Origin of the sequence: Nonomuraea rosea, assembly GCF_039539705.1 — a bacterium.
GTDB classification, from domain to species: domain Bacteria; phylum Actinomycetota; class Actinomycetes; order Streptosporangiales; family Streptosporangiaceae; genus Nonomuraea; species Nonomuraea rosea.
Genome location: NZ_BAABDQ010000004.1, coordinates 530,591 through 554,721 on the forward strand (window position 1 = coordinate 530,591; position 24,131 = coordinate 554,721).

The following is a 24,131-nucleotide window of genomic DNA, read 5'->3' on the forward strand; positions in this document are numbered from 1 at the left end:
CCGCTACGTCTTGCGGACGGGCACCCGCGTCGGGCGGACGATGATGCTGTCCGCCGTCCACTCCATCTCCCCGGCCGGCGCCGCGAGCGTCAGGCCGGGGAGCCTGTCCACCAGCACGGCGAAGATCTCCTGCAGCTCCATCCTGGCCAGGTTCGCGCCCAGGCAGTAGTGCGGGCCGCGGCCGAACGCCAGGTGCGGCGACTCGCGCCGGACGTCCATGGTGTGCGGGTCGGGGAAGACCGATGGGTCGCGGTTGGCGCCGGCGAAGGAGGCGATCACGCCTTCGCCCTTGGCCACCTTGCCCGAGGGCAGCTCGACATCCTCGGTCGCCACCCTGATCAGCGGGCTGTCGCCGGGCTGCTCCAGCCTCAGCAGCTCCTCCACCGCGCCGGGGACCAGCCCGGGGTCCGCGGCCAGCCGCTCGTAGCCGTCGCGCGGGTCGAGCAGCCGCAGGATCGACCTGGCCAGCACCGATCCGGTCGTCTCGTGCCCGGCCAGGAAGAGGCCGAGCGCGTTGCGTACGAGCTCCTCCTCCGACAGCCGGTCCGCGCCGTCGCGGGCGTTGATCATCGAGGCCAGCAGGCCGTTGCCCGGATTCTCCCGGTGCGCCGCGATCACCTCGGCCATGTACGTGTAGAACTCCATGGCCGCGGTCAGCTTGCCCTCCTCCGACAGGCTGGAGGTGGACAGCATGGCGTCCGACCAGGCCCGCACCCGCACGGCGTCGATCCCGGGCACGCCCATGACATCGCACATCACCTGCACAGGCAGCGGGAATGCGAAATCATGCAGAAAGTCGAACTCCTCGGGAAGCGCGTCCACGAGCTCATTCGTGAGCGCTCTGAGCCGGGGCCGCCAGGCGTTGACCTGACGCGGCGTGAACACCCCCGACAACAGCCTGCGTAACCTTGTGTGGTCGGGCGGATCCATACTGGTGAGAATTCCGGGGGTCTCCGCGATGGTGAATCCCGGGTACATCCGCGGGGCGCCGGGAAAAGTCAGGTCACGGCTGAAACGCGGGTCGCTCAGCACGACGGCCGCGTCCTCGAAGGTGGTGGTCAGGTAGACCGTGTCACCGCTGGGCAGCAGCACCTTTCCGAGCGGTTCGGCGGCCCGCCGGCCGGCGTACGTTTCTGCCGGAACTCCCCGCGCCCCGGGTGCGAACGGGTAATTCTCGAAAGCGGCCATGAAGGGGACGGTAACCAGTTATGTGAAATCACGGTAGACCCTAGGATCGCATTGTGTCCTTCGACCCCAGCACGCCAAATCTCGCCCGCATGTATGACTACATGCTCGGCGGCAAGGACAATCTCGGCGTTGATCGCGCGGCGATCGACCAGCTCACCCAGCATATTCCCGCGGCCGTGCCGCTCGCGAAGGCCAATCGCGCCTTTCTGCAGCGGGCCGTACGCCATCTGGCGGCGGCGGGCATCCGTCAGTTCCTCGACCTCGGCAGCGGGCTGCCCACCCAGGGCAACGTGCACGAGATCGTCCGCGAGGTGTCCCCGGACGCAAAGGTGGTCTACGTCGACCATGACCCCGTGGTCGCCGCGCACGCGCGGGCGCTGCTCGAAGAGGAGGGCCGCGTCGCCTTCCTCCAGGCCGACCTGCTGCGCCCGGTCGAGCTGCTGGCCGCGCCGGAGGTCACCGGCTTTCTCGACCTGAGGCGCCCCGTCGCGGTGCTGCTGGTGTCGATCCTGCACTTCGTCCAGGACTCCGGCGATCCCGCCGGAATGGTGAAGGTCCTGCGGGACGCGGTGGCGCCGGGGAGCTATCTCGTGCTCACCCACGCCGTCGCCTCGCTCGGCAGGCAGGACGAGGAGGAGAGCGCCAAGGACGTCTACCGGGGCTCGTCCACCGGCGGGGCCACGGGCCGCACCGAGGAGGAGATCCGCGCGTTCTTCGGCGACTTCGAGCTGGTCGAGCCGGGGCTGGTGCAGGTCTCGGACTGGCGGCCCGACCATCCGGAGGTCCTCCGTGAGGAGGCTCTGCCGGGCTATCTGCTGGCCGGCGCCGGGCGCAAGATGGCCAAGTAATCCGGCCCTGTCGGCCTTTACCGGAAATGGCCCACCCCTAGAGTAGCCGCACGACTACGCGTAGTTACGATGGCGAAGTTCGTGTATGTACCGCTCCAGGGGGCTGGAATGACTGACGAGACCAGGGCCGACAAGACAGAGGCCGCCGCGGCCGAAGAGAGCGCGGTGGGTGGCGAGGCCGCGCTGCTGCACGCCCAGGACGACCCGCTGGCCGCCGCGGCGGTCGACGTGGCCGTCGAGACAGAGCTGCTGGAAGACGACGACGACCTGGCCGACCGCGCGGCCGCCGAGTCCGAGTGGCTGTCGGCCAAGCGGCAGAGCGAGCGCCAGATCGCGGAGCTCGACTCCAAGGGCCTGGACCGCGTCCGCCGGATTCAGCGCGACCTGCACGCCACGGGGGCCGACGTCTGGCCGGTCGCCAGGTGGTGGGGCTTCGAGATCCACCTGAACGAGAGCGCCGCGCTGCTGGCCGGCGAGATCGCCACGCTGGTCGGCGAGCTCGCCGGGGCCGTGCTCGGCACCTGGCTGCGCCCGATCGTCGAGCGGTCGGTCAGGGACAAGTCGGGCTGGATCACCGCGGCCGCCCGGCCGTACGGTGTCAAGCTGGTCTCGCCGTGGGTGGCGCCCGCCACGCTGGTCCCGGTCCGTGAGGCCGGCACGCCGGTGGGCGAGCCCAAGCTGTACTGGTCCGTCCACGAGCCCAGTGACGGCTGGGCGCCGGACCAGCGCTTCGTCGAGCACTTCGGCGTGTCCGCCCCGGCACTCGCCGAGTTCCAGGACCGCCTCTGGCTCGTCCACCGGGGCAACGAGGGCGACTCCAGCCTGTGGTGGACGGTCTACGACGCCGAGCAGGGCTGGAGCGCGGACCAGAAGCTGCCCAAGCACTCCAGCGCGGCCGCTCCGGCGCTGGCGGCGTACGACGGGCAGCTCTACGCCGTGCACCGCGGCGACGGTGACGACGCCTCGCTGTGGTGGACGCGCTGGGACGGCTCCAAGTGGAGCGCCGACCAGAAGTTCCCCAAGCACTTCACCGCCGCCGCTCCGGCGCTGGCCGCGTACGACGGGCAGCTCTACTGCGTGCACCGGGGCAACGGCGACGACGCCTCGCTGTGGTGGACCAGGTGGGACGGCTCCAAGTGGAGCGCGGACCAGAAGTTCCCGAACCACTCCAGCCGCTCCAACCCGGCGCTGGCGACCTACCGCGGCCACCTCTACTGCGTGCACCGCGGCAACGGCGAGGACACCTCCCTGTGGTGGACGCGCTGGGACGGCTCCACGTGGAGCGCCGACCAGAAGCTGCCCGGCCACTTCGCCGCTGAGGGTCCCACGCTGACCGTCTACAAGGACCGTCTCTACCTCGTCCACCGCGGCAACTCCGACCGGAGCCTGTGGTGGGCCAGCTTCGACGGGTCGAGCTGGTCGGCCGACGAGGAGCTGCCCGGCCACCTCAGCAGTGAGGCCCCGGCGGCCATCGCCTACCGCGACAGGAACGCCACCCGCGACCAGCTCCTGGTCGTGCACCGCGGCGTCCGCTGACCGTCTAGGAAGGCTGACCGTCTAGGAAAGCCGACCGTCTAGGAAAGCCGACCGCCCAGGGCGGCTGACCGCACAGAAAAAGTGCCGGCTCGACGATGAGCCGGCACTTCTCGTGTGCGCCGGGGCCGTGATCACCACCCGGCGAGCTGCTCCAGGAACCACTCGATCAGCGGCCTGGACACGGCGCTGTGCGCCGAATTGGCCGTGTCGCAGCAGAACGCGTCCAGGAACGTCTCGTCCTTCGGCAGGTCGCTGAGGTCGAGGTACAGCTCGGACTGCCACTGGAACGGGTCCCTGGCCAGGGCGACCGCGCTGATCGCGGGCACGAAGCAGCTGCTGCGGAAGCGGTCCTGGATCGGCAGCCCGATCGCGTCGGCGATCCTGCCCCACGAGTCGAGCGTGCCACCCGGCGCCCCGTCGAAGGCGGCCACGTACGAGGTGGCGCTCGTCCACACCGGGGCGTCGAAGCGCACGGTGCCGACGTTCTGCAGCTCGCCCAGGTCCGGCTGGATCCGGGCGGTGAGCTGCAGCGGGCCGGCGTTCAGGTCGAAGACCGGCGTGCCGGGCGGCAGGTCGGGGCCGACGCCGTTGCCGATGCCGTTGGCCAGGCCCAGCTTGTACGGGCGCATCGGGAACCAGCCGACCCTGCGCAGGTCGTCCAGGAACTCCTGGCGCAGCGCGCTGGCGGTGGTCACCGGACCCGAGTAGTTCTCGTCCTCGACCCAGCCCCACAGGAGCTGCTGCGCGGCCGGGCTGCGGATCAGCTCGGCCTGGCCGGGGCCGTCCTGGCGCGGCTGGAGCGACTCGTGCAGGTAGGCGAGCTGCTGCAGCACCAGCGGGATCCAGGCGCCGAGGTGCGGGGTGTCGTAGGAGAAGTACTTGTCGGTCTGGTGGTCGATGTGGTCGGTCTCCATGCGGGCCAGGGCGTACCTGGTGATCATCCCGCCCATGCTGACCCCGCCGACGACCAGCGGGAGGTCGCCCTCACGCTCCTCGATGGTGCGCAGGATGCCGCTCACCGCCACGGCCGCGTTGGCCTGGATGTAGGTGTGGCGCTGGTCGAAGCCGAGCAGCACGATGTCGATGCCCATCGCGCGCAGCTGGTCGAGGAAGCCCGGCGCACCCTTCTGGTAGGGAGCGTTGAAGTGCGCCCACAGCTCGCTCAGGTTGCTCGGCCCGTAGTTGAAGCCGTCGGCCAGGATCAGCGGCCGGGTGAGCGCGGAGTGCCCCTCTGCCAGGTAGACGTTGGCGCGGCCGGTGGCGGTGCGGCCCTGGTGCGGCCGGTCGCCCACCAGGTCCCACTCGTAGTCGGGGCGGGGCGCCTCGTCGGCCCGGGTGGCCGGGGTCGCGAACCAGACCCCCTGCTGCCCGAGCGCGTCCGCGATCCGCTGGATCTGCTCGGAGGTCAGGCTCCGCGCGACTTCTTCCGCTTTGACCTCTACGTCGATTCTCGGTTGCTGCGCCATGATCGATCCTCTCGCTAGCATGCGGGGCCGATGGGCCCACTCAGCACACCTTACGATCACTGTCAGCAATTGTCCGAGCACATAAAGTAGTGGCGTGTGAGTGGTCTCGAAGAGGCGTCGGCGCAGGTCACAGGCTCGCGTTAGGCCCGGCGCTGGCCGTCCTCAAGGTAGTGCAGGACGGCCGCGACCCGCCGGTCCGTACGGTCCGTGGGCGCGAGGTCGAGCTTGGCGAAGATGCTGCGGATGTGCTTGTGCACCGCGCCTTCGCTGACGAACAGCTTCTCGGCGACGGCCGCGTTCCCCAGCCCTTCGGCCATCAGGGCCAGGACGTCGAGCTCGCGCGGGCTCAGGCGGTCGAGCCGCTTGTCGGGCCTGGTCCGCGCGAGGAGCTGCGCGACGACCTCGGGATCGATGGCCGTGCCGCCCCCGGCCACCCGATGCAGGGCGGTCATGAACTCCTGGACCCGCCCGACCCGCTCCTTGAGCAGGTAGCCGAGGCGGGCGCTGCCATGGGCCAGCAGGTCGGTGGCGAACGCCTGCTCCACGTACGCCGACAGCACGAGCACGGCCAGCTCAGGCCGTCGCCGCCGGGCCTCGACGGCGGCGACGATGCCCTCGTCAGTGTGGGTCGGCGGCATCCGGACGTCCACGATCGCGACGTCGGGCCCGTGGGCGTCCACGGCGGCCAGGAAGCCGCCGGCGTCGGGAGCGGTGGCCACGACGTCGAGCCCTTCGGCGCGCAACAGCAGCGCCAGCCCCTCGCGCAGGAGCGGATCGTCCTCGGCGATCACGATCCGCATGGCAGGCTCACATTCAGGGTGGTGGGTCCACCGGGAGGGCTGGTCAGCACGAAGGTCCCATCGTGTGCTTCGGCCCGGCGGTGGATTCCGCCGAGCCCTGATCCGTCGCGGGCGTCGGCCCCGCCGCGGCCGTCGTCGGTGATCCGGAGCTGCAGCCGGTCGTCTCGTCGCCGCACGCTGACCGCGGCCTGCCCGGCCTGGCTGTGCCTGGCGATGTTGGTGAGCGCCTCGGCCACCACGAAGTAGGCCGTGGCCTCGACGGACGCGGCGCACCTGCCGGGCAGGTCGGCGTCCACCTCGCACGGCACCGGGCAGGAGGCGGCCAGCCCGGACAGCGCGTCGGCCAGGCTCCGGTCCTCCAGCACCGGCGGCAGGATGCTGCGCACGACCGCGCGGAGCTCGGCCAGCGCCTGCTCGGCCGCGCTCTGCGCGCGTTCGAGCACCTCGTCCGCGGTGGCGGGGTCGCGCGCCACCGCGCGGCGGGCCGCGCCGAGCAGGACGGTGACGGCGACGATGCGGTTCTGGGTCCCGTCGTGCAGCGAGCGTTCGATCCGCCGCAGCTCGGCGGCGTGCGCGTCCAGCGCCGCCGCGCGGGTCGCGGTGAGCTGCACGACCCGCAGCGCGAGGTCGGTGCCGGCGTCGGCGGCCAGCAGCCGCCGGCCCGGCCACGCCTGCAGCCTCGCCATGACCGGAGGGAGCAGCACGGTGAGCACGGTGTAGCCGAGCCCGAACACGCACACGGCGGCCGCGCTCGCCAGGTCGTTCACCACCCAGAGCCCCATGGCCCCGTCCGCCGCCTCCGCCTGCGGCAGCAGGTGCCACCACAGCGGGAACGTCAGGTCGCGGATCGCGCTGAACGGCAGCGTCAGCCCGATCACGGCGAGCACCAGGCCGAGGGTCGTGTGGGCGGCGACCCAGCACAGCTCGCGCCGCGTGGACGGGTTCGCCAGGGCGGCGCGCAGGGTGGGCGGCGGCGGCTCGGGGCCGATGAGCTCCACTCCCCAGCGTGAGAGGCGGGCCCGTTCGCGGTCGGCGACGGCGTGCAGCCCGCGTAGGACGGCCGGCGCCAGGAGCAGGCCCACGCCGACGAGGCAGAGCAGCGCGGTCGCGGCCAGCGCGAGCAGCATGATCAACGCCAGGATCGCGGTGCCGAACCCGCTGACGAGGTGTTCGATCCCGTCCAGGGACGCGCGTGCCAGAGCCACCAGGCTCCATGGACGCTCCTGCCGCTGGCCGGCCGCACTTTCCCGCGTCGGCACTCCCGCACTCCTGACCGGTCGGCGACGAACCCTCGTCGGCACTCCCGCCCTCCTGACCGGTCGGCGATCAACCCTGTCCGGGCGTCAGTTGAGACTAGTACAGCCTGCTATGTCCCGGATGCCTTGTCGGCAGGCCCGAGCCCACCCCTGGAAGGCCGCACGCGGCGGACGTGAGCTCGCCGAGCTCACCCCTGGAACGCCGCCCGTGCCCCGAACACCGTCACGGCCTTCGTCTGGGTGAAGCCGAGCAGCTCCTCCACGCTTTCCTCCCGGCCCACGCCCGACGCCTTGACCCCGCCGTACGGCACGCCGGGGAAGTGCTGCGACGAGCCGTTCACCCAGACGAATCCGGCCTCGAACGCCGCCGCGAACCGGTGCGCCCGCGCCAGGTCCCGCGTCCACACGGCGGCGGTCAGGCCGTACTCGACGGCGTTGGCCAGGCACAGCGCCTCCTCCTCGCGGGTGAAGGTGAGCACGCTCAGCACCGGGCCGAAGATCTCGTGGTTGGCCACGCTCATGTCCTGCCGGACGCCGGTGAGCAGGGTCGGCTCGACGAAGTAGCCGCGTTCCAGGTGAGCGGGCCGGCCGCCGCCCGCGGCGACGACGGCGCCCTCGCGGCGGGCCGCGTCGATGTGGGCCAGCACGCGGGCGGCGTGGTCGCCGGAGACCAGCGGGCCCACGTCCGTCCCCGGGTCGAGGGGATGGCCGACGACCAGCTCGTCCATGAGGGCGCGGACCCGGTCGATCACGGCGTCCGCGATGTCGGCGTGCAGCAGCAGGCGCGAGGTGGAGCCGCAGGACTGGCCGGTGCTGGCGGACAGGTTCATGCCCTTGACCGCGCCCGTCGCGGCGGCCTCCAGGTCGGCGTCGGGGAAGACGATCATCGCGTTCTTGCCGCCGAGCTCCAGTGTGACGTGCTTGACCGCGACGCGGGCGGCGCTCTCCTGGATGCCCCGTCCGGTCCGCTCGCCGCCGATGAACGCGATCCGCCGGATGCCCGGATGGGCGGCGATCGCGGCGCCGGGCTCCGGGCCGGCTCCCGTCACCACGTTCAGCACGCCGGGCGGCAGCAGGTCCGCGAACAGCTCGCCCATCCGCAGCGCCGACAGCGGGGTCTGGTGCGCGGGCTTGACGACGATCGTGTTCCCGGCGACCAGCGGGGCGGCGATCTTCCCCGCCGCGAACATGATCGGATGGTTGTACGGCAGGATCCGCCCGACCACCCCGTACGGCTCGCGCACCGTGTAGTGCAGGTGCTCGGCGCTGGCCGGGACGACCTCGCCGCGCAGCTCCAGCGCGTGGTCGGCGAACAGCTCCAGCGAGTCCGCGGCCCTGGCCACGTCCAGGAGCATCTCGCGGTACGGGCTGCCCAGGTCGAGGGCGTCCAGCGTGGCCAGCTCCTCCTGGTTCTCGCGCAGCGTGCGGGCCAGGTTGCGCATGAGGGCGCCCCGGGCGCGCGGGGGCGTGGCCCGCCAGCCGGGGAACGCGCGGGCGGCCGCCCGGTAGGCCGACTCCACGTCCTCGGCCCCGCCGTCGGGGACGGTCGCGAGCGGTTCCTCCGTGCTGGGGTCCACCACCTCGTAGCGGCGGCCGTTCGCGCTCGCCACCAGGTCGCCGTCGATCAGCATGCGCCACAGGCGGTGGCGGGGTTCGAGCATCAGGACGGCCTTTCCTGCGGATGGAGGGGAGACGGGCCCTCGTTCGTCAGATGACGACGAAGATCAACCAGGTGGCGAGCGGCGCGACCAGCACCATCGAGAACCCCCACAGGATCAGCCCGCGATAGAGGCCCTCCCGCTCGGACTCCGGCGCGCTGGCCACGGTGAGCGCGCCGATCGAGGAGAAGGGCGTCGCGTCCACCGCCGTGGCCGAGATCGCCAGCGCGATGATCATGCCGGTGACGGCGATGTCGCCGCTGAGCAGGAACGGCACGGCCAGCGGGATCATCGCCCCGAGCACGCCGATGCTGGAGGCGAAGGCGGAGGTGAGTCCGGCGATGAAGCACAGGAGCAGGGCCGCGAGCAGCGGGGCGCTGATCCCGGCGACGCTCTCGCCGATCATCTTCACCGTGCCCATGCGCTGCATCAGCGCCACGTAGGTGACGACGCCGCAGATGAGCAGGACGGTGTTCCAGCTCACCTTGGCCATGGCGCCCTTGCTGTTCGCGGGGAAGAGCAGGTGCAGCGCGACCGCCGCCGTCACCGCGAGGACGCCGATCGCCAGGCCGAAGCCGAGCGCGCCGACGCCGACCCCCACGATGGCGACCAGGGTCGCGGCCAGCGTGACGGCCGAGGGCGGCGCCGGCGCCACCGGCGCGTCGGTGCCGCCGTCCGGCGGGACGGGGGGAGGGGACGCCGCGTCACCGCCGGACGACGAGTCGGGAGCCAGCGCCGGCGCGCCGGGCGCGGGTGCGGTGGTGCCGGCGGTGGACACGCCCGAAAGGACCTTCGCCGTACGGGCGGACCTGCCCTCGCGGATGAGCTCACGGCCACCGAAGATCAGGAACGTGGCCACGCCGAGCACGACGCTGAAGGCGAAGTTGCCCAGCCACGGCCACGCCGGGTCCACGTCGAGGTTGTTGCGCTCCACGGTGCCGTTGACGATGACGCCGAGCGGGTTCAGCGGCGAGAAGTTGCCCGCGTTGGACCCGTGGACGACCATCAGCCCGGCCAGCCGCGCGTTGATCCGGTGCTTCTCGGCCATGCGCAGCGCGATCGGCGCGAGCAGGGCCACTCCCGCGGGCCCGGCCGCCCCGGCGGTGGTGGGGATGGCCGCCAGGGCGAACAGGACCCACGGGATCGCCGTCCGGTTCTGGCGGACGAGCCGGGCCGCGGAGTTGACCAGCCATTCCACGGTGCCGTTGACCGTGGCGATGCCGAACAGGTACGTCACTCCGAACAGCAGCACGAACACGTCGATCGGGAACCCGGAGACGGCGGTGTCGAAGTCCTCTCCCACCAGGAGCATGCCCACGCCGAACGTGGCGATCAGGGCCAGCGCCCCCAGGTTGACCGGCCGCACCGTACCGATCACGAAGACCGCGAGCAGGACGATGATGGAGACGATCTGAAGGGACATCGACGATCCTCCGAGCGTGGCCAACGCGACGCGTGGGCTGACCGTACGGTGGATGCGGAATGTATGTCAATAGTGACTTATTTTGGCAGGACTCCGTCGTCGCTCAGCCTGTCGATGAGCTCCAGGCCGCGGTTCGCCCACTCGATCTCGGTCCTGGCGCGGGAGATGAGGCCGCGGTAGGCGTGCACCTTGTAGGCCACGATGGCGTCGTGCGACGCGGCCGGCGCTCCGGCGAGCCGGCGGCGCAGCAGCGCGGTCTCGCGCCGCGCGAGCTGGTCGACGTGCATCTCGTAGCGGTCGCGCAGTGCCTCGTAGTGCGCGCGGTGCGCCCTGAACTGCGCGCGCGCCTCCTGGTAGGAGCCGTATTCGAGATAGGTGGCCTTCACGTACGCCGAGTCGCGCACGGCGGGCAGCTCCTCCACGTCGCCGACCCAGCGCCGCAGCTCGTGCTCGCCGTCCTCGGTGAGCGTGTAGGCGCGCTTGGTGGCCAGCGCCTTGTCGCCCCTGGCCAGGGTCTCGGCGACGACCAGGCCCTCGGCCTCCAGCTTGCGCAGCTCGGTGTAGATCTGCGAGTGCTGGGCGTGCCACACGTACGCGACGGACTGGTCGAACTGCTTGGCCAGCTCGTAGCCGGTCATCGCGCCGGCCTCCAGCAGGGCCAGCAGCGCGTGGCGCAGCGACATGGGCTCGACCCTACCGCTCCGGCGATATATGTCATAGTTGACCTAAACGAGCTGAGAGGTGGTCCATGTCCGAGCTCTCCCTTTCCTTCGCCTGCTGGGACTACGACCGGACCAAGGCGCTGCGGGAGGGACGGGTGCGCGCCGAGGGCATCGCACTCAACCAGCTGATCCTGCCGGTCGAGGAGACCTTCTACCGCCAGCTTCGCCATCGTGAGTTCGACGTCAGCGAGATGAGCCTGTCGTCGTACCTGCTCACGCTGGACGAGCCGGACCCGCCGTTCGTCGCGCTGCCGGTCTTCCCCTCGCGGTTCTTCCGGCACCAGTCGATCTACGTCAACGAGCGCAGCGGCGTCGTCCGGCCGGAGGATCTGGCCGGGAAGCGGGTGGGGGTGCCGGAATACCAGATGACGGCCGCCGTGTGGCAGCGCGGGATCCTGGCCGAGTACCACGGCGTGCCGGTCGAGTCCGTCACCTACTGGACCGGCGGCCTCGAACAGGGCGGCAGGGAGGAGAAGATCCCTCTCGACCTGCCCGGACACATCCGGGTCCGGCCGATCCCGCGCGATCGGAACCTCTCGGAGATGCTCGCGGCGGGCGAGCTGGACGCGGTCTACAGCGCCGGCCAGCCGTCGTGCTTCGGGCGCGAGCCGCACGTCAGGCGGTTGTTCCCGGATTTCAGGCGGGTGGAGGAAGACTACTTCCGACTGACGCGCATTTTTCCGATCATGCACGTGGTCGTGGTCAAACGCCCGCTGTACGAGCGTCACCCGTGGATCGCGCGGTCGCTGTACAAGGCGTTCGAGGAGTCACTGCGGCACGCGTACGAGGATCTGCGGCACCGCAACGCGCTGAAGGTCATGCTGCCCTGGCTGGAGGAGCATGTGCGCGAGACGCTGGACGTGCTCGGCGAGGACTACTGGGCCTATGGGCTGGAGCGCAACAGGCACGTGCTCGACCGGTTCGCCGCGTACTCGCACGATCAGGGACTGGCGAGCAAGCGGTGGGCGCCGGAGCAGATCGTGCTCGGGCAGGCGTCGGACGGCTTCCTGCTCTGACGTCATCGTGCGTCGCGGATCCCGAGAATGTAGGTCGCGGTGAGCGCGACGGCACGGTCCTCGTCATGGGACAGCTCGGCGAGGGCTCGTGACGCGGTGCCTCCCGGGATGTCCGCGAGCGCCTGTGTCAGCCGCCGGCGTGCGGCCGATTCGGCGCCGTCGTGGGTGAGGCGATCGACGAGCCCGGTGGCGATCCGATCCGCCAGGGCGGGACGACTGGCCAGCGCGCTCAGGGCGTCGGCCGCATCGACGTCGTTCGTCCCCTCGGCGACGATGTCGATGAGCGCCGGGATCGTGTCGGCCACTCCACGTGCCCCGAGTGCCAGAGCCGCGTACCTGCGGACCGCGATGTCGGGGTCCGTGAGGGCGTCCCGCAGCAGCGCGGTCGCCGCACTGTCCGGAATCTCGGCGATGGACTGAACGGCACGTTTGCGCACCTCGGCCACCGGTGAGCCGAGGCCGTCCGCCAGCAGCGCCAGGCCGTCCTCGCCCGACCGCGCCAGAGCCCAGCGAAGGGCGCCGGCGACGTTCGCGTCCGTTTCGCTCAGCGCCGCCTCGACCAGCGCTTCCACCGGCATCGGCGCCTCCTCGACCGAGGACAGGGCCGCGCGCTGGCGCTTGCCTGCGCTCTTCGACCCCAGCGCCTGCAACAGTGCGACGATCTGGAGGACGTCCTCCCAGCCGGCGGGCTCCACGGCGTCGATCCGGCGCAGCCGCGTGAGCAGCTCCGTCTCAGCCGCGATCCGCTCTCGCGTCTGGCGGATGAGGGTGTCGACGAGCTCCGAGGGCGTGAAGCCGGGATCATCGAGCGCGCGCCTGACGTCACGCAGCGACAGCCCCAAGGACCGCAGGCTCTCGATCTGGAAGATCCGCTGGATGTCGTCGCCGGAGTATTCGCGATAGCCCGCGCCGGTACGGCCCGTCGGCCGCACCAGGCCGAGCGAGTCGTAATGCCGGAGCATGCGGGCGCTGACCCCGGACCGTCGCGCCACATCACCGATCAGCACTGCCCATCACTCCTCCTTGCCGGCGCCGCCCAGGGCCACCACGCGCTTGGCCTCCTCGATCGCGAACTCGAATCCGGTGTCCGGGTCGCTCAACAGCCGTTCCGTGGCGATCGCGTGGGCGCGCACGCGCGGGTCGAGATCCGTCATCGCGGCGTCCAGCGTGGGCACGATCACCTCACCGAGCGCCACCAGCGCTCGGCTGAGGCTCCGCTGCGTCTCGCGTTCGCCGCGCCCGAGCTGGGTCGCCAGCACCGCGGCCAACCCGGGCTCCTCACCTCCGGGAACGAGCACGACCGCGGCCCGCCAAGCGCTCCGCGCCACCTCGTCGTCGGCGTCGGACAGCAGCGCCCGTGTGATCGCCGGCCACGTCCGCCGATCCCCGATCTTGGACAGCGTGTGCAGCGCCTGGCTTCGTGCCTGCGCACGCTCCGAGCGGAGCTCCTTGAGCAGCTCAGGAACCGTCACGGACGCCGGGTGGCGGGTGAGTGCCCAGGTCAGCATATCGCGCACGTGAAACTCGGGCTCGATCGCGCAACGTTCGACGAGCGTGTCGACGAACCGCGGGTCAGGGGTCGTACCGATCGCCATCGCCGCCCGCAGCCGCACCGACGAGCGGCTGTCCGCCAGCGCCAGGAGAGCTCTGCTCGTGTCCGTGTCCTGTTCCCGCATGGTCATCGGGACCACCTCCTCGGCAACAGTGAAGACCTTGTCACCGTGTCAAGGTCAAGCGGGCGGGACTGACCGGTCATGCGCCCTAGCGCGGCGCCTGGAAGCCGCCGATCCGCTGTTCCAGCAGCTCGGCCAGCCGCAGCGGGGTGCGGTCCTCGAACATCGGGCCGATGAGCTGCACTCCCACCGGCAGGCCCTCGGGAGACCGGCCCGCTGGTACGGCGGTGGCGGGCAGGCCGGGCATGGTGGCCAGGCCGGCCCAGACGAGCTGGTCGAAGTACGGGTACGCGACGCCGTCGATGTCGATCCGCCGTTCCATCGGATTGGGGCTGTGGTCGTGCGGGAACGCGGGCGTCGGCGTGATCGGGCACACCACGGCATCGAACTCGGCGAACAGCCGCCGCCAGCCGTGGCGGTGGACCTCGCGACGGTTGTTCGCCTCCATCCAGTCGCGGTGGCTGAACACCATGCCGCGCAGCCGTACGGAGTCAAGACTCTGGTCGTCCGCGCTCAGTCCGGCGACGCGGGTCCGCAGCTGCTCAAGCGATTCGATGGGAAAACGCGCGACGGACCCCGAAATCAGCAACTGCATGTAGAGCCGCGCGGCTTCGGCCAGATCGGGCAGCAGCGGGCTGTGCCGTTCGACGCGGGCGCCGCCATCGGCAAGCGCGGCGGCCACCCGGTTCACGCCCGCCCGCACGGCGGACCCGGTCGGAAGGAGCGGGTGCTCGTCGAGGACCAGGACCCGGAAGTCGCCGAGCCGCTCGTGGCGGGCGGGCAGCAGTGCCAGACGGTGCGCCACGCCGAGCGTCAGCGGGTCCGGTCCGGCCATGACGTCGAGCAGGAGCGCGAGGTCGCGGGCGGTGCGCGCCATCGGACCGACGACGGCGAGGTCGAGGTCGACCGGCAAGGCCGGCTCGGACGGCGGGACCATACCGCGAGTCGCCGCCAGCCCGAGCGTCGGCTTGTGCGCGTAGACGCCGCAGAAATGCGCGGGGGTACGCAGCGAGCTGGCGATGTCGGAGCCGATGGACAGTGCGCCGAACCCGGACGCCAGGGCCGCCGCCGACCCGCCGGAGGATCCGCCCGACGTGCGACCGTGATCCCACGGGTTGGTGGTGGTGCCGTAGATCTCGTTGAAGCTCTGGATATCCTGCAGCCCCAACGGCACATTGGTCTTGCCGAGCACCACCGCGCCCGCGGCCTTGAGCCGCGACACCTGTACCGCGTCCTCGGCCGGCAGGTAGTTCCGGTGCGGCGGCATGCCCCAGGTCGTGGGCAGCCCGGCGATGTTGTAGGACTCCTTGACCGTCACCGGGATGCCGAGCAGCGGCCGGTCCTCGCCGCGGGCGCGTGCCTGGTCGGCACGGTGGGCGGCGGCGCGGGCACGGTCGAAGTCCGGCACGCAGATCGCGTTGATCGCTTTGTCGTCCCGCTCGATACGGGCGATCGCCTCGTCGGTCAGCTCTGCCGAGGTCACTTCACGGGCGCGCATGGCGGCCGCGAGTTCTTCGGCCGACTGATAATTCCACTCCATTCATCCGACTCTAACGGCCGTTTATCGGAGCTCGATCTCCGGCAAGTAGGGCACATTTCACCGGAAAAGTCGAAAGGGCTGGAGATCATGCACTAGTTATGCTGTCCGAGACGGTCTTACCCCAGGTCAGCACGGTCGGTGGCGGTCTGGATCCATTGGCGTCGGGCATGAAACTCCGCTTCGCGCAACGAGATGGATGTCTCAATGCGCCAGCCCGTTGGCCATAACGCGCAGAGATTGTCCAGTAGGCGGGGTGACTTATTTTGAATAGGTGGTTCGGGTGGGTGGGGGTGGGGTGGGGAGGCCGGCGGTGAGGGTGTCCTCCGGGCGTAGGGGGAGGTTGGCGGACCTGACGTAGTAGCGGCGTATCCGAGACGAGTCGCGCAGCAGACCCTCCAGGTAGCGGGCCACCACGGCCAGCGCCGCGAGCGTCGCCCCCGTGAGCAGCAGGTGGACCGGCGAAGGCCCGGTGAAGGCCGCGACCACGGCGAGGACGGCGCCCAGCGCCCCGGCCGCGTACACGGCGGTGAGCGGCCGCCGCGAGAATCCGAAGAACAGCTCGAAGCTGTGCCCGGCCAGCCTGACCAGGCGTAACTTCGACCGCCCCGCCGTACGCGGCCGGTGGGCGACCGGCGTGACCGCGTACCGGGCCCCGACGAGGGGAACCGCCGGGATGAACCAGGGCAGGCGCAGGTCGGTGATCGTACGGGCCACGCCGGTGCGCACCAGCCTGAAGGTGGAGGCGCCCCGGGGCATGCCGATGCCGAAGACGCGGCGCGCGGCCCAGTGCAGCCCGGCCGAGCCGGCCTTGCGGCTCGGGGGGTCGCGCCGCCCCACCCGTTCGCCGAACACCACGTCGTACCCCTCCGCCGCCTTGTCGAGCAGGGACCAGATCTCCTCGGGCGGCACCTGGAGGTCTGCGTCGCACTGGACGATCCAGGGCTGCGCCGCGTAACGGAAGCCGGCCGCCATGACGGCGTCGATGCCGAAGTTGCGGGTGAAGGACACGTAGCGCACCCGGGGATCGGTCTCGGCCAGGCGGCGGATCCGGTCGAGCGAGTCGTCGGTGCTGCCGTCGTCCACGAAGAGCAGCTCCAGGTCGCCGATCTCCTTCAACGCCTCGACCAGCGCGCCGTGCGCGACCTCCACCTGGGCCCCCTCGTTGTAGCAGGGAACCAGCACGGTCAGTCCGGTCGTCACATGCGCCTCCTCAGGACCAGTCCCAGCACGAACCCCTGCGCGCCCAGCGCGTACACCGCTCCCGCGGCTCCGGCGAGCGGGATCGCCAGCGCGCCGAGCGCCGTCGTCGCGGCCCAGGCGGCGACGACCGCCTTCGCGCTGTCGCGCAGCCCGGCCTCACCAGTGTTCTCGAGTACGAAGATCCCGCAGCTCGCCAGCGCGTTGGCCGGGAGCAGCGAGGCCAGCAGGGAGCCGAGCGCGACCAGCGAGTGGGTGCCGGCCAGCCCGCCCGCGAGCAGCGCCCCCGCCACGACCAGCCACAACGCGCTCACCCACACCGACAGGCGGGCGACGCGCCGCACGAACGTGCGGATCTCGGCCGCCCCGTCCGAGCCCATCCGCAGCACGAGGCGGGGCTGGTAGATCCGCTGCAGCGTGTAGACCACGGACGCGGTGAAGCCCCAGCCGAGCGTCATCATGTACAGGTCGCCGCTCTGCCCCGCGTACGACGTGAGCGACAGCTCCACGAAGAGCGTGCCGATCATCGCGTTCGCCATCACGTCGGCCGCCCCCATGAGCACCACCGTGCGGACCAGCAGGCCACGCAGCATCCGGTACGCCCCGCCGCCGCTCGGCAGCCCGCGCAGCAGCGCCAGGTTCAGTGCGGTGACCAGGGCGAGCAGCCCGCCCAGATACCCGGCGGGCGGGAGGTCCGCAGCGAACGCCAGCGACGCCATGCCGATCATCCCGAGGCCGAGCAGCGCGAAGTGCACAGTGTCCCTGGTGTACCTGCCGAGGGCCCGGTGGATGGCCACGCCGAGCATCCCGCAGCCCAGGGCGACGTAGTAGGCGACGGCCAGCAGGTAGATCGCGGCCGTGGAGCCGGGGGCGAGCAACAGGGTGAGGGCGGCGGCCACGGCGAAGGGCAGCGGGACGTACGCGACGACCGTCCGCAGCATGCCCGCGAGCTGCTCCCTGGTCCGGCGGGCGCGCGGGATGAGCGTGAGCGCCGCCTTCTCGGGGCCGGACTGGACCACCATGCACAGCCAGCCCGACGCGCCGACGGCGGCCGCGTACCGGCTGAAGTCCTCCCGGCTCCATGCGGCGACCAGCACGCCGGCGGAGCCGTACAGCAGGAGGCGGAACGTGGCCCGGCCGCCCAGCAGCGTGAGCAGCCGCCGGGGGCTGATGCGGTGTGCCGCGGCCTGCGCGCCGGTCACGTGGCGTCCAATTCGTCGGCCACGGCCGCGCGCAGCGGCCGGTCGCCGGTTTTCAGGTAGGAGCGCAGTGCCTCGTGGATGCGGTCGTCGCCGAACCGCTCGCGCACGCCGGGGAGCGACGGCCCCTTCTCCACGCCGAACAGTGCGCAGAACAGCGTCCTGACCTGTTCGGCGGTGAAGGCGTCCGGAAGGGGCAGCAGAGTCTCGACCGCCTCGGGGGCGGGCGGCGCGGCGGCGGGTGCGGCCAGCCAGGTGGTGGAGCGGCCCGCGGTGGCGAGCCAGTGCCGCAGGTGGGCGACCCGTTCGAGGACCGGCGGCGCGTCCTGGGCGCCCAGCCGGGCGGCGGCGAGCCGGGGGTCGTAGCAGGCGGCGTGTAACGCCCCGCACACCTTGGAGAACGCGGGGATCTTGGCGGGTGGCAGGTCCAGCGCGCCGACCCGCTCGACGGCGGCGCGCGCCTCCGGCGAGCTGCTGGCGGCGGCGGCGAGGGCGTCGAAATCCTGGTACCACCGGGCGAGCGTGGCCCGGTCGGGCGCGTCGGGGACCTGGCCCTGCGCGCGCACCCAGCGGACCATGTGCCCAGGCATGAACTCCGCCAGCGGATCAGGAAGGGCCGGGGCGGACGCCGGTCGTAAGGACGCGGGTTGTTCTGGCATGGGGCCGGGCCTGAAGACCGCGCCGCAGGACCGGCAGGAGTAGCGGGCCCGGCGCGGGCGCCGGGTGATCAGGGCGGGGTGCGGGTGGCCGCATTGCACGCAGGTCATGGGAGCGTCCACGGGTCAGAAGGGTACGGCGAGCGCGGAAGAGGCGACCAGGTCCGCGCCCAGGGAACGTTTGACCTCGGCCTGCCCCTTGCCCAGGACCAGCCCGGCCTTGCCTGCGCCGATGGCCCACTCGACCATCCGGACGTAGCCGTCGAAGTACAGGTGCTTGCGGCCCCCGTGCTCCGGTGGCAGGGCACCCCAGCTCAGGCAGATGGGCCAGGCGGGATGGTCCAGGATCAGGGAGAGCCCGATCAGCCGCTCGCCGTCGCGATAGGCGATGGCGATCACCTCATCACCACCGACCAGAGCGTCGAGATAGGGCAGCGGCAGCGGGGCGAGCGGGAAGAGCCTGGCGCGGTGCTTGAGGTCGTTCTCGGCGCGCAGCGCGGCGGCCTCGGCCCCCGTCACCAGGTCGCGTGCCGGGCCGACGCCGATCGACAGGCCGGCGTCGGCGGAGAAACTTCGCGCCCGCCGCTTCAGCGAGTCCCTGCGGGCACGGTCGAGCCCGGCGTACCAGGCGTCGATCCCGGACGACGGGGTCGCCAGCCGGGCCAGCGGCGCGGTCGGCAGGCGGGCCTTGAGCAGACCGGGCACCTGCGCGGGCTCGCCGGGCGACACCTCGCGCCACACGACGCCGCGCCAGCCGGGACCGATCGCCCGCCGCAGGCCGCGCACGTAGCCGCGCAGCAGCTCGCCGCGCCGCTCCGCGCCCGGGTCACCGGTGAACCACCAGCCCTTCTGCGAGCGGTTGCCCGGCGCGTGGACGTCCACGATCCCGGCGACGTCGCGGCCCGCCGCGTAGACGCCCCGGCGGGGCCGGACGCCGCGCAGGGACGCCGACACCGCGCCGACCGGCGTCCCCTCCTCCCTCAGCACGGTGAGCACGACCGGCGCCTGCGCAGCCCAGGCGTAGGCGCGCAGCAGGTCGTAGCGCCAGGTGACGCACTGGCCGGCGGCGGTGCGCAGCCGCTCCCAGTCGGCGGGCTCCGGGTCGTGGCGCGGGTCCAGGGTCTGCAGAGTGAGGCTCATCCCATCGCCCACCTGGGCACGGCGACGACGCTCATCGGCACGTACGTGAATCCCAGCGACTGCTTGACCTCGACCCGGCCCCTGCCGCCGAGCAGCTGCTTCGCGCCGTTCTCCGTGGCGCGGCCGACGATGCGGGCGTAGCTGTCGAAGTACAGGTCCTTGCGGCCGCCCTCCTCGGGCTGGAGCGCCGCCCAGGGCCCGTACGCGGGGGCGACGGGATGCTCGTACACGATCGCGAACGCGAGCAGTCGCCGCGCCGACGAGTGATAGGAGATGACGGTCACGTCCGTACGGCCGAGCAGGCGCGCGAAGTACGCGGCGGGAAGCGGCGCCCTGGGGTCGAAGCGGGCCGCCAGCCTGGCCGTGTGCCTGCGGTTCAGCTCGGCCAGCTCGGCGGGGTCGAGGTCGGTACGCGCCCGGCCCTCCGTCACGACCAGGTCGTCCGCCTCCGCGATCCGCCTGATCTGGCGGCGTAACGTGGACCTGCGGTTTCTGCTGAGCGAGCCGATCCACTCCTGCCCGGAGGACCAGGGCAGCGGCATGACCGTGGCGCCGGGCGACGGCCTGACGATCGCACCCCTGCGCGCCACGGACGGAAGGTGCGGCTCGGCCACCATGCGATAGAGCACCCCGGCCAGCCCCCAGCCGAGGTGGCGGCGCGCGGCCCGCTCGAAGAGGCGCAGCAGGCGGCTCTCGGGAGCCACACCGTCGCTGAAGTGCCAGGTCGGCGCGTTGGAGTGGCCGGGCAGGCGGACGTCGAGGAGCACCGGCTCCCTGCGCGGCCGTGGCGCCCGGCGGGAGCCCGGCGCCCGCAGCCCGAGATAGACGGCACCGACCGCCCCGGCGACGCGCTCGCCGTCGCGGAAGACGACCAGCAGCGGACGGGCCCACGAGTCCGCGGACGAGGCGGCGATGACGTCGTACGCCCAAATGGCGCTCAGGCCTTCCGCCTGCCGGAATTCCTCCCAGCCCGGCGGCTCGGAATCACGGCAGGGATCGAGTACTTCCAGGTGCACGCGACCGCCTTCGGTGGCGAAACTATCACAACATGGACACGAACTATCGTTGATCAACATAGCGGCAGAATGTGTCTGCTGTGATCAGTCATGCGTGTTCCCACCCACAAATCACGCATCAATCATCGCGTGCTCATACCCAAGAGGTGGCATGAAGGTAGGAGTGACTGGCGGTAACGGTTTCATCGGCCGCTATGTCTGCGAGGAACTCGTGTCCCGCGGCCACGTACCGCTCGTGTTCGATCACAGGGGGAAAGCGGGCGACCTGCCCTGGGAAGTCATGCGGGGCGATATTCGGGACGCCACCGCGATGACCGAACTCGCGGCGCACTGCGACGCCATCATGCATTTGGCGGCGGTGCTCGGCACGCAGGAGACCATTGACAATCCCCGCCCCGCGGCCGAGACCAATCTCATGGGCGGCCTGAACTTCCTGGAAGCCCTCGCCCAATACGACCTGCCCGGCGTCTACATTTGCGTCGGCAACCACTGGATGGACAACAGCTATTCCATCTCCAAAACGGCGGTGGAACGCTTTGTCCGCATGTTCAATGCGCACCGCGGCACCAAGGTGAACAACGTCCGCGTGGTCAACGCCTACGGCCCCCGCCAGCAGGCCGCGCCGCCGTTCGCATCGGGCAAGGTCAGGAAGATCACGCCCGCCGTCGTCTGCCGCGCGCTGAGCGGGATGCCGGTCGAGCTGTACGGCGGCGGCACCCAGGTGTCGGACATGGTGTGGGTCGGTGACGTGGCGCGCACGCTCGTGGCCGCGTTAGAGAAGGCCGACACCGGCGAGGTTCTGCAGAACGTCGTCGAGGTCGGCCCCGCCAACTCCGCCACGATCCGCGAGGTCGCCGAGCTCATCATCGACCTCTGCGCCGAACGCGGCTACCCGCGTGTGCCCATCGCCGACCTGCCGATGCGGCCGGGCGAGACGCCGGACACCGCGGTCACCGCGCAGACCAAGACGCTCCTGTCGGTGGGCATCGAGCCGGGCTCGCTCGTCTCGCTGGAGGAGGGAATGGCGAGGACCGTGGACTGGTTCATCGAGAGCCGCGGCGTCCACTGGGACGCGCCCCAGGCCACCCCGTGAAGCGGCTGGTCGTCCTCGGCGGCTCGGACGGCACGATCAGCTCCTTCCGCGCCGCTCGGCGGCTCGGCCTGGGCACGATCTGCGTCGACATGCGGGCGGACGCCCCCGGCGCGCGGGAGGCGGATGAGTTCCTGCACCTCAGCACGCGTGACGTGGAGGCGGTGACGGCGGCGCTGCGCGACCGTGACGACGTCGTGGGCCTGCTCGCCCCCGGGACCGACATCAACCTCCCTTCGCTGGTGGAGGTGGCCGGACGGCTCGGGCTGCCCTGCGGGCTCCCGCCCCCCGCGCTGCGGGCGTCGGCGGACAAGGCGTACTTCCGCGAGGTCTGCCTGCGCCTCGGCCTGGGCGGGCCCGCGTACGTCAGCGGCAGCGCCGCCGAGGTCGTCCGCGACGCCGTCCGGCTGACCTTCCCCGTCATCGTCAAACCCGTCGACTCGGGCAGCTCCCGCGGCATCACGATCTGCGCGGCTCCGCCGGAGCTGGCCGCGGCCGCCGAGGCGGCGGCTCTGGTCTCGCCCTCGGCCACTGTCATCGCCGAAGAGCTGGTGACCGGCGAGGACCTGTGCGGCGAGGCGTTCCTCCAGGACGGCAAGGTGGCGCTGCTCGGGGTCAGCGACCGGGTCGTGGCGCCGCCCCAGGTCGTCGCGATCGGGCACGACATGGCCCCGCGCGACCCGGCGCTCAGCTCCGAGGTCACCCGTCAGCTCGAACTGGTCTGCGCCGAGATCGGCTACACCGACGGCCCGGTCAACCTGGACCTGTTCGTCACCGGTGAGGGGATCGTGCTGATCGAGATGGGCGCGCGGATCGGCGGCAACGGCATGGGCGAGGCGCTCGGTCTCATGTACGGGGTGGACACCGTGCAGGCCGCCGTCCAGCTCGCCGTCGGCGAGCGTCCCGACCTGACGCCGCAGTGGACCAGGCCGGCCGCCGTCCGGATGCTGCGCGCCCGCTCGGCGGGCACGCTGGTGTCCCTGGACGGCCTGGCGGCGGCGCTGGCCCTGCCCGGGGTGGCCGACGTGGTGGTCACCGTCTCGCCTGGCGATCCGGTCGTGCCCTACACGGAATGCCGGGCCAAGCTGGGCTACGTGCTGGCCTCCGGGGAGTCGCCCGGCGAGCTGGCCGCGGCTCTCGCCGCCGTCGAGGAACTGGTGCGGGTCCGGGTCGATGCCGGCTGAGTTCTCGGCCGCGCGCTGGGAGCGGGCCTACCGGCGGATGGCCTGGACCGCCTTCCGCCGGGTGCCGTTCTACCGCGACCAGTGGGTGGCCGCGGGGCGGGAGCTGGACGAGCCCGAGTGCGTGCCGTCCGCCGGGCTGACGGGGGAGCTGCACCGGCTGTGCCCGTTCGCGCGGCCGTTCGACGCCGCCGGTGAGCCGTCGGCGTGGATCGGCGACGGGCTCGACCTGCGGGAGGCGCTTGCGCTGGCCGGCGCGCCGCGGCGGGCGCCCGTGCTGGAGGTACGCGCGGCCGTGCTGGACCGGCGCCGGCTCGGGCTGGGCGGGCCCCGGTACGGGGTGCTGCTCGCGCCGGGCGCGAAGGTCGTGGACGAGGAGCGCCGCCGCGCGCTGAACGCGGCCGCGCTCGGGCTCGCGGCCGGGGCGGGGCGGGCGGTCCTCGTGGGCGAACGGCCCGCCCTCGACCTGCTCCTCCCGGAGCTCGACGCCGTCCAGGTGACGGTCGTGGAGCGCACGACGGCCGGGGAGGCCGCACGGACCACGACCGCCCGGGAGCGCACACCAGCCCAAGAGGCCGAGCCGGGGGCGGGCCTTGGGGTGGTGCATGATCCGCATCTCGGCTACTTCGCGGCCACCGTTCCGGCCTGCGGCAGGACCCACGTGCTGTGGCGCCGCTTCCACGCCCGCCACACCGGCGGCACCTTGGCCGTCACGGCGCTGCGTCGTACGCGGCCCGTCCTGGCCGGCGTGGTCCCGGACGGCGCCGACGCCCTCACCCTCGCCGCCTGCCCCGAGCACGGCACACCGATCGTCGCGACGCACTGACAGGAAAGCGATGCAGACTTCTTCGTTCTGGCGGGACAACCGGGTCACGCTGCTGGCCGGAGCCGCGGCCGTGGCGCTGACGGCCCTGGTCCGCTTCGTGATCCCCTACGAGCAGGAGATCACCTCACTCTGGATGCTGCTCGTCAAGCTGACGCCGCAGATCGCCGCCTGCGTCGCCGTCGCCTGGCTGGACGTCGCGTGGGCGCGCCGGCTGCGGCTGCACCTGGTGGCGCTGCCGGCGATCTTCCTGGCGTTCTTGTGCTACTTCGTGCCCCAGACGTTCATGACGGCGATGGACATGAGGGACGGGACGGCCAAGTTCGAGGACCTGTACCTGCACGTGGTCGTCTTCGTGCCGTTCCTCATCATCGCGCTCGTCCTGTGCTACCGGCTCGGCGGCGGCTCGCGTGAGGGCGTCCTGCGCGTCGGCGCGGCGGCGACGATCCTGCAGATGTCGGGCCTGGAGGACCTGATGGCGGTGCTCATGAACAGCAGGCTGAACGGCGTCCCCGAGCTCTGGGACTGGGCCACCCACATGACGGTGCGGCTGGGGCACCCGGCGACGCGGACCGAGGCTTACGCCTTCATCGTCGTCCACGTCGTGCTCGCGGTGCTGGTGCTGGCCCTGCCCAGGAGCGTTCCTGGCAGGCTGCTGGCGCGGTTCAGGCGGGAGCGGGCCGTACGGTGACCTGCGCCGTCC

At 71.8% G+C, this 24,131-nt stretch carries 22 protein-coding genes; 7 read left to right on the forward strand and 15 right to left on the reverse strand.

What is annotated here, in order from left to right; genetic code table 11:
* Positions 1 to 3 precede the first annotated feature (3 nt).
* Positions 4 to 1,188: a cytochrome P450 gene (locus ABEA43_RS13385; RefSeq protein ID WP_345561603.1), complete on the reverse strand. Its 1,185-nt coding sequence runs from the start codon at positions 1,186 to 1,188 to the stop codon at positions 4 to 6.
* Between the two features lie 53 nt (positions 1,189 to 1,241).
* Between ABEA43_RS13385 and ABEA43_RS13390 the strand changes: the two genes are divergently transcribed.
* Positions 1,242 to 2,036 (forward strand): SAM-dependent methyltransferase, encoded by a 795-nt coding sequence (locus ABEA43_RS13390; protein ID WP_345561605.1) that lies wholly within the window; start codon positions 1,242 to 1,244, stop codon positions 2,034 to 2,036.
* A gap of 108 nt (positions 2,037 to 2,144) precedes the next feature.
* A complete protein-coding gene (locus ABEA43_RS13395) occupies positions 2,145 to 3,572 on the forward strand; it encodes a hypothetical protein (RefSeq protein WP_345561607.1) in 1,428 nt (475 codons plus the stop codon).
* 131 nt (positions 3,573 to 3,703) lie between these two features.
* Here the strand turns inward: ABEA43_RS13395 and ABEA43_RS13400 are convergent, their stop codons facing one another.
* The 6 genes from ABEA43_RS13400 to ABEA43_RS13425 form a co-directional block, all read right to left on the reverse strand.
* Entirely contained in the window at positions 3,704 to 5,038 is a 1,335-nt protein-coding gene (locus ABEA43_RS13400; protein ID WP_345561609.1) for a lipase family protein, read from the reverse strand.
* A gap of 140 nt (positions 5,039 to 5,178) precedes the next feature.
* On the reverse strand, positions 5,179 to 5,838 hold the full coding sequence (locus tag ABEA43_RS13405) for a response regulator (RefSeq protein ID WP_345561611.1): 660 nt from the start codon (positions 5,836 to 5,838) through the stop codon (positions 5,179 to 5,181).
* On the reverse strand, positions 5,826 to 7,043 hold the full coding sequence (locus ABEA43_RS13410; RefSeq protein ID WP_345561613.1) for a sensor histidine kinase: 1,218 nt from the start codon (positions 7,041 to 7,043) through the stop codon (positions 5,826 to 5,828). Before ABEA43_RS13410 ends, ABEA43_RS13405 begins: the two co-directional genes overlap by 13 nt.
* A gap of 239 nt (positions 7,044 to 7,282) precedes the next feature.
* Complete coding sequence (locus tag ABEA43_RS13415; RefSeq protein ID WP_345561615.1) at positions 7,283 to 8,755, reverse strand: aldehyde dehydrogenase family protein; 1,473 nt, start codon at positions 8,753 to 8,755, stop codon at positions 7,283 to 7,285.
* A 46-nt stretch (positions 8,756 to 8,801) separates the two neighbouring features.
* Positions 8,802 to 10,175 (reverse strand): SLC13 family permease, encoded by a 1,374-nt coding sequence (locus ABEA43_RS13420; protein ID WP_345561617.1) that lies wholly within the window; start codon positions 10,173 to 10,175, stop codon positions 8,802 to 8,804.
* A gap of 77 nt (positions 10,176 to 10,252) precedes the next feature.
* Positions 10,253 to 10,858 (reverse strand): PadR family transcriptional regulator, encoded by a 606-nt coding sequence (locus tag ABEA43_RS13425; RefSeq protein ID WP_345561619.1) that lies wholly within the window; start codon positions 10,856 to 10,858, stop codon positions 10,253 to 10,255.
* A 65-nt stretch (positions 10,859 to 10,923) separates the two neighbouring features.
* Here ABEA43_RS13425 and ABEA43_RS13430 point away from each other — a divergent pair, with 65 nt between their 5' ends.
* Entirely contained in the window at positions 10,924 to 11,913 is a 990-nt protein-coding gene (locus ABEA43_RS13430; RefSeq protein ID WP_345561620.1) for a substrate-binding domain-containing protein, read from the forward strand.
* Between the two features lie 2 nt (positions 11,914 to 11,915).
* Here ABEA43_RS13430 and ABEA43_RS13435 read toward each other — a convergent pair whose 3' ends face one another.
* From ABEA43_RS13435 to ABEA43_RS13470, 8 genes are all read right to left on the reverse strand, one after another.
* On the reverse strand, positions 11,916 to 12,920 hold the full coding sequence (locus ABEA43_RS13435; protein ID WP_345561621.1) for a HEAT repeat domain-containing protein: 1,005 nt from the start codon (positions 12,918 to 12,920) through the stop codon (positions 11,916 to 11,918).
* 6 nt (positions 12,921 to 12,926) lie between these two features.
* Positions 12,927 to 13,595 carry a HEAT repeat domain-containing protein gene (locus tag ABEA43_RS13440; RefSeq protein ID WP_345561623.1) on the reverse strand — a complete coding sequence of 223 codons (669 nt, stop codon included), beginning with the start codon at positions 13,593 to 13,595 and terminating at the stop codon, positions 12,927 to 12,929.
* Positions 13,596 to 13,674: 79 nt separating this feature from the next.
* Entirely contained in the window at positions 13,675 to 15,126 is a 1,452-nt protein-coding gene (locus ABEA43_RS13445; RefSeq protein ID WP_345561625.1) for an amidase, read from the reverse strand.
* A gap of 258 nt (positions 15,127 to 15,384) precedes the next feature.
* Entirely contained in the window at positions 15,385 to 16,326 is a 942-nt protein-coding gene (locus tag ABEA43_RS13450; RefSeq protein ID WP_345561626.1) for a glycosyltransferase family 2 protein, read from the reverse strand.
* A complete protein-coding gene (locus tag ABEA43_RS13455; RefSeq protein WP_345561627.1) occupies positions 16,323 to 17,525 on the reverse strand; it encodes a hypothetical protein in 1,203 nt (400 codons plus the stop codon). Before ABEA43_RS13455 ends, ABEA43_RS13450 begins: the two co-directional genes overlap by 4 nt.
* Positions 17,522 to 18,301 (reverse strand): hypothetical protein, encoded by a 780-nt coding sequence (locus ABEA43_RS13460; protein ID WP_345561629.1) that lies wholly within the window; start codon positions 18,299 to 18,301, stop codon positions 17,522 to 17,524. Before ABEA43_RS13460 ends, ABEA43_RS13455 begins: the two co-directional genes overlap by 4 nt.
* A 3-nt stretch (positions 18,302 to 18,304) precedes the next feature.
* Positions 18,305 to 19,318, reverse strand: coding sequence for a hypothetical protein (locus ABEA43_RS13465; protein ID WP_345561631.1), 1,014 nt, complete (start codon positions 19,316 to 19,318; stop codon positions 18,305 to 18,307).
* Complete coding sequence (locus tag ABEA43_RS13470) at positions 19,315 to 20,334, reverse strand: GNAT family N-acetyltransferase (RefSeq protein ID WP_345561633.1); 1,020 nt, start codon at positions 20,332 to 20,334, stop codon at positions 19,315 to 19,317. The genes ABEA43_RS13465 and ABEA43_RS13470 overlap by 4 nt, the downstream gene beginning before the upstream one ends.
* Positions 20,335 to 20,497: 163 nt before the next feature.
* On the opposite strand from ABEA43_RS13470, the gene ABEA43_RS13475 reads away from it, so the two are divergent.
* From ABEA43_RS13475 to ABEA43_RS13490, 4 genes are read left to right on the forward strand one after another with little or no spacing between them, the layout of a single operon-like run.
* Entirely contained in the window at positions 20,498 to 21,427 is a 930-nt protein-coding gene (locus tag ABEA43_RS13475) for an NAD-dependent epimerase/dehydratase family protein (RefSeq protein WP_345561634.1), read from the forward strand.
* Positions 21,424 to 22,608, forward strand: a complete 1,185-nt coding sequence (locus ABEA43_RS13480; RefSeq protein ID WP_345561636.1) for an ATP-grasp domain-containing protein — start codon at positions 21,424 to 21,426, stop codon at positions 22,606 to 22,608. The genes ABEA43_RS13475 and ABEA43_RS13480 overlap by 4 nt, the downstream gene beginning before the upstream one ends.
* A complete protein-coding gene (locus tag ABEA43_RS13485) occupies positions 22,598 to 23,431 on the forward strand; it encodes a hypothetical protein (RefSeq protein ID WP_345561638.1) in 834 nt (277 codons plus the stop codon). Before ABEA43_RS13480 ends, ABEA43_RS13485 begins: the two co-directional genes overlap by 11 nt.
* A 10-nt stretch (positions 23,432 to 23,441) precedes the next feature.
* A complete protein-coding gene (locus ABEA43_RS13490) occupies positions 23,442 to 24,119 on the forward strand; it encodes a hypothetical protein (RefSeq protein WP_345561639.1) in 678 nt (225 codons plus the stop codon).
* The last annotated feature ends 12 nt before the right edge of the window (positions 24,120 to 24,131 follow it).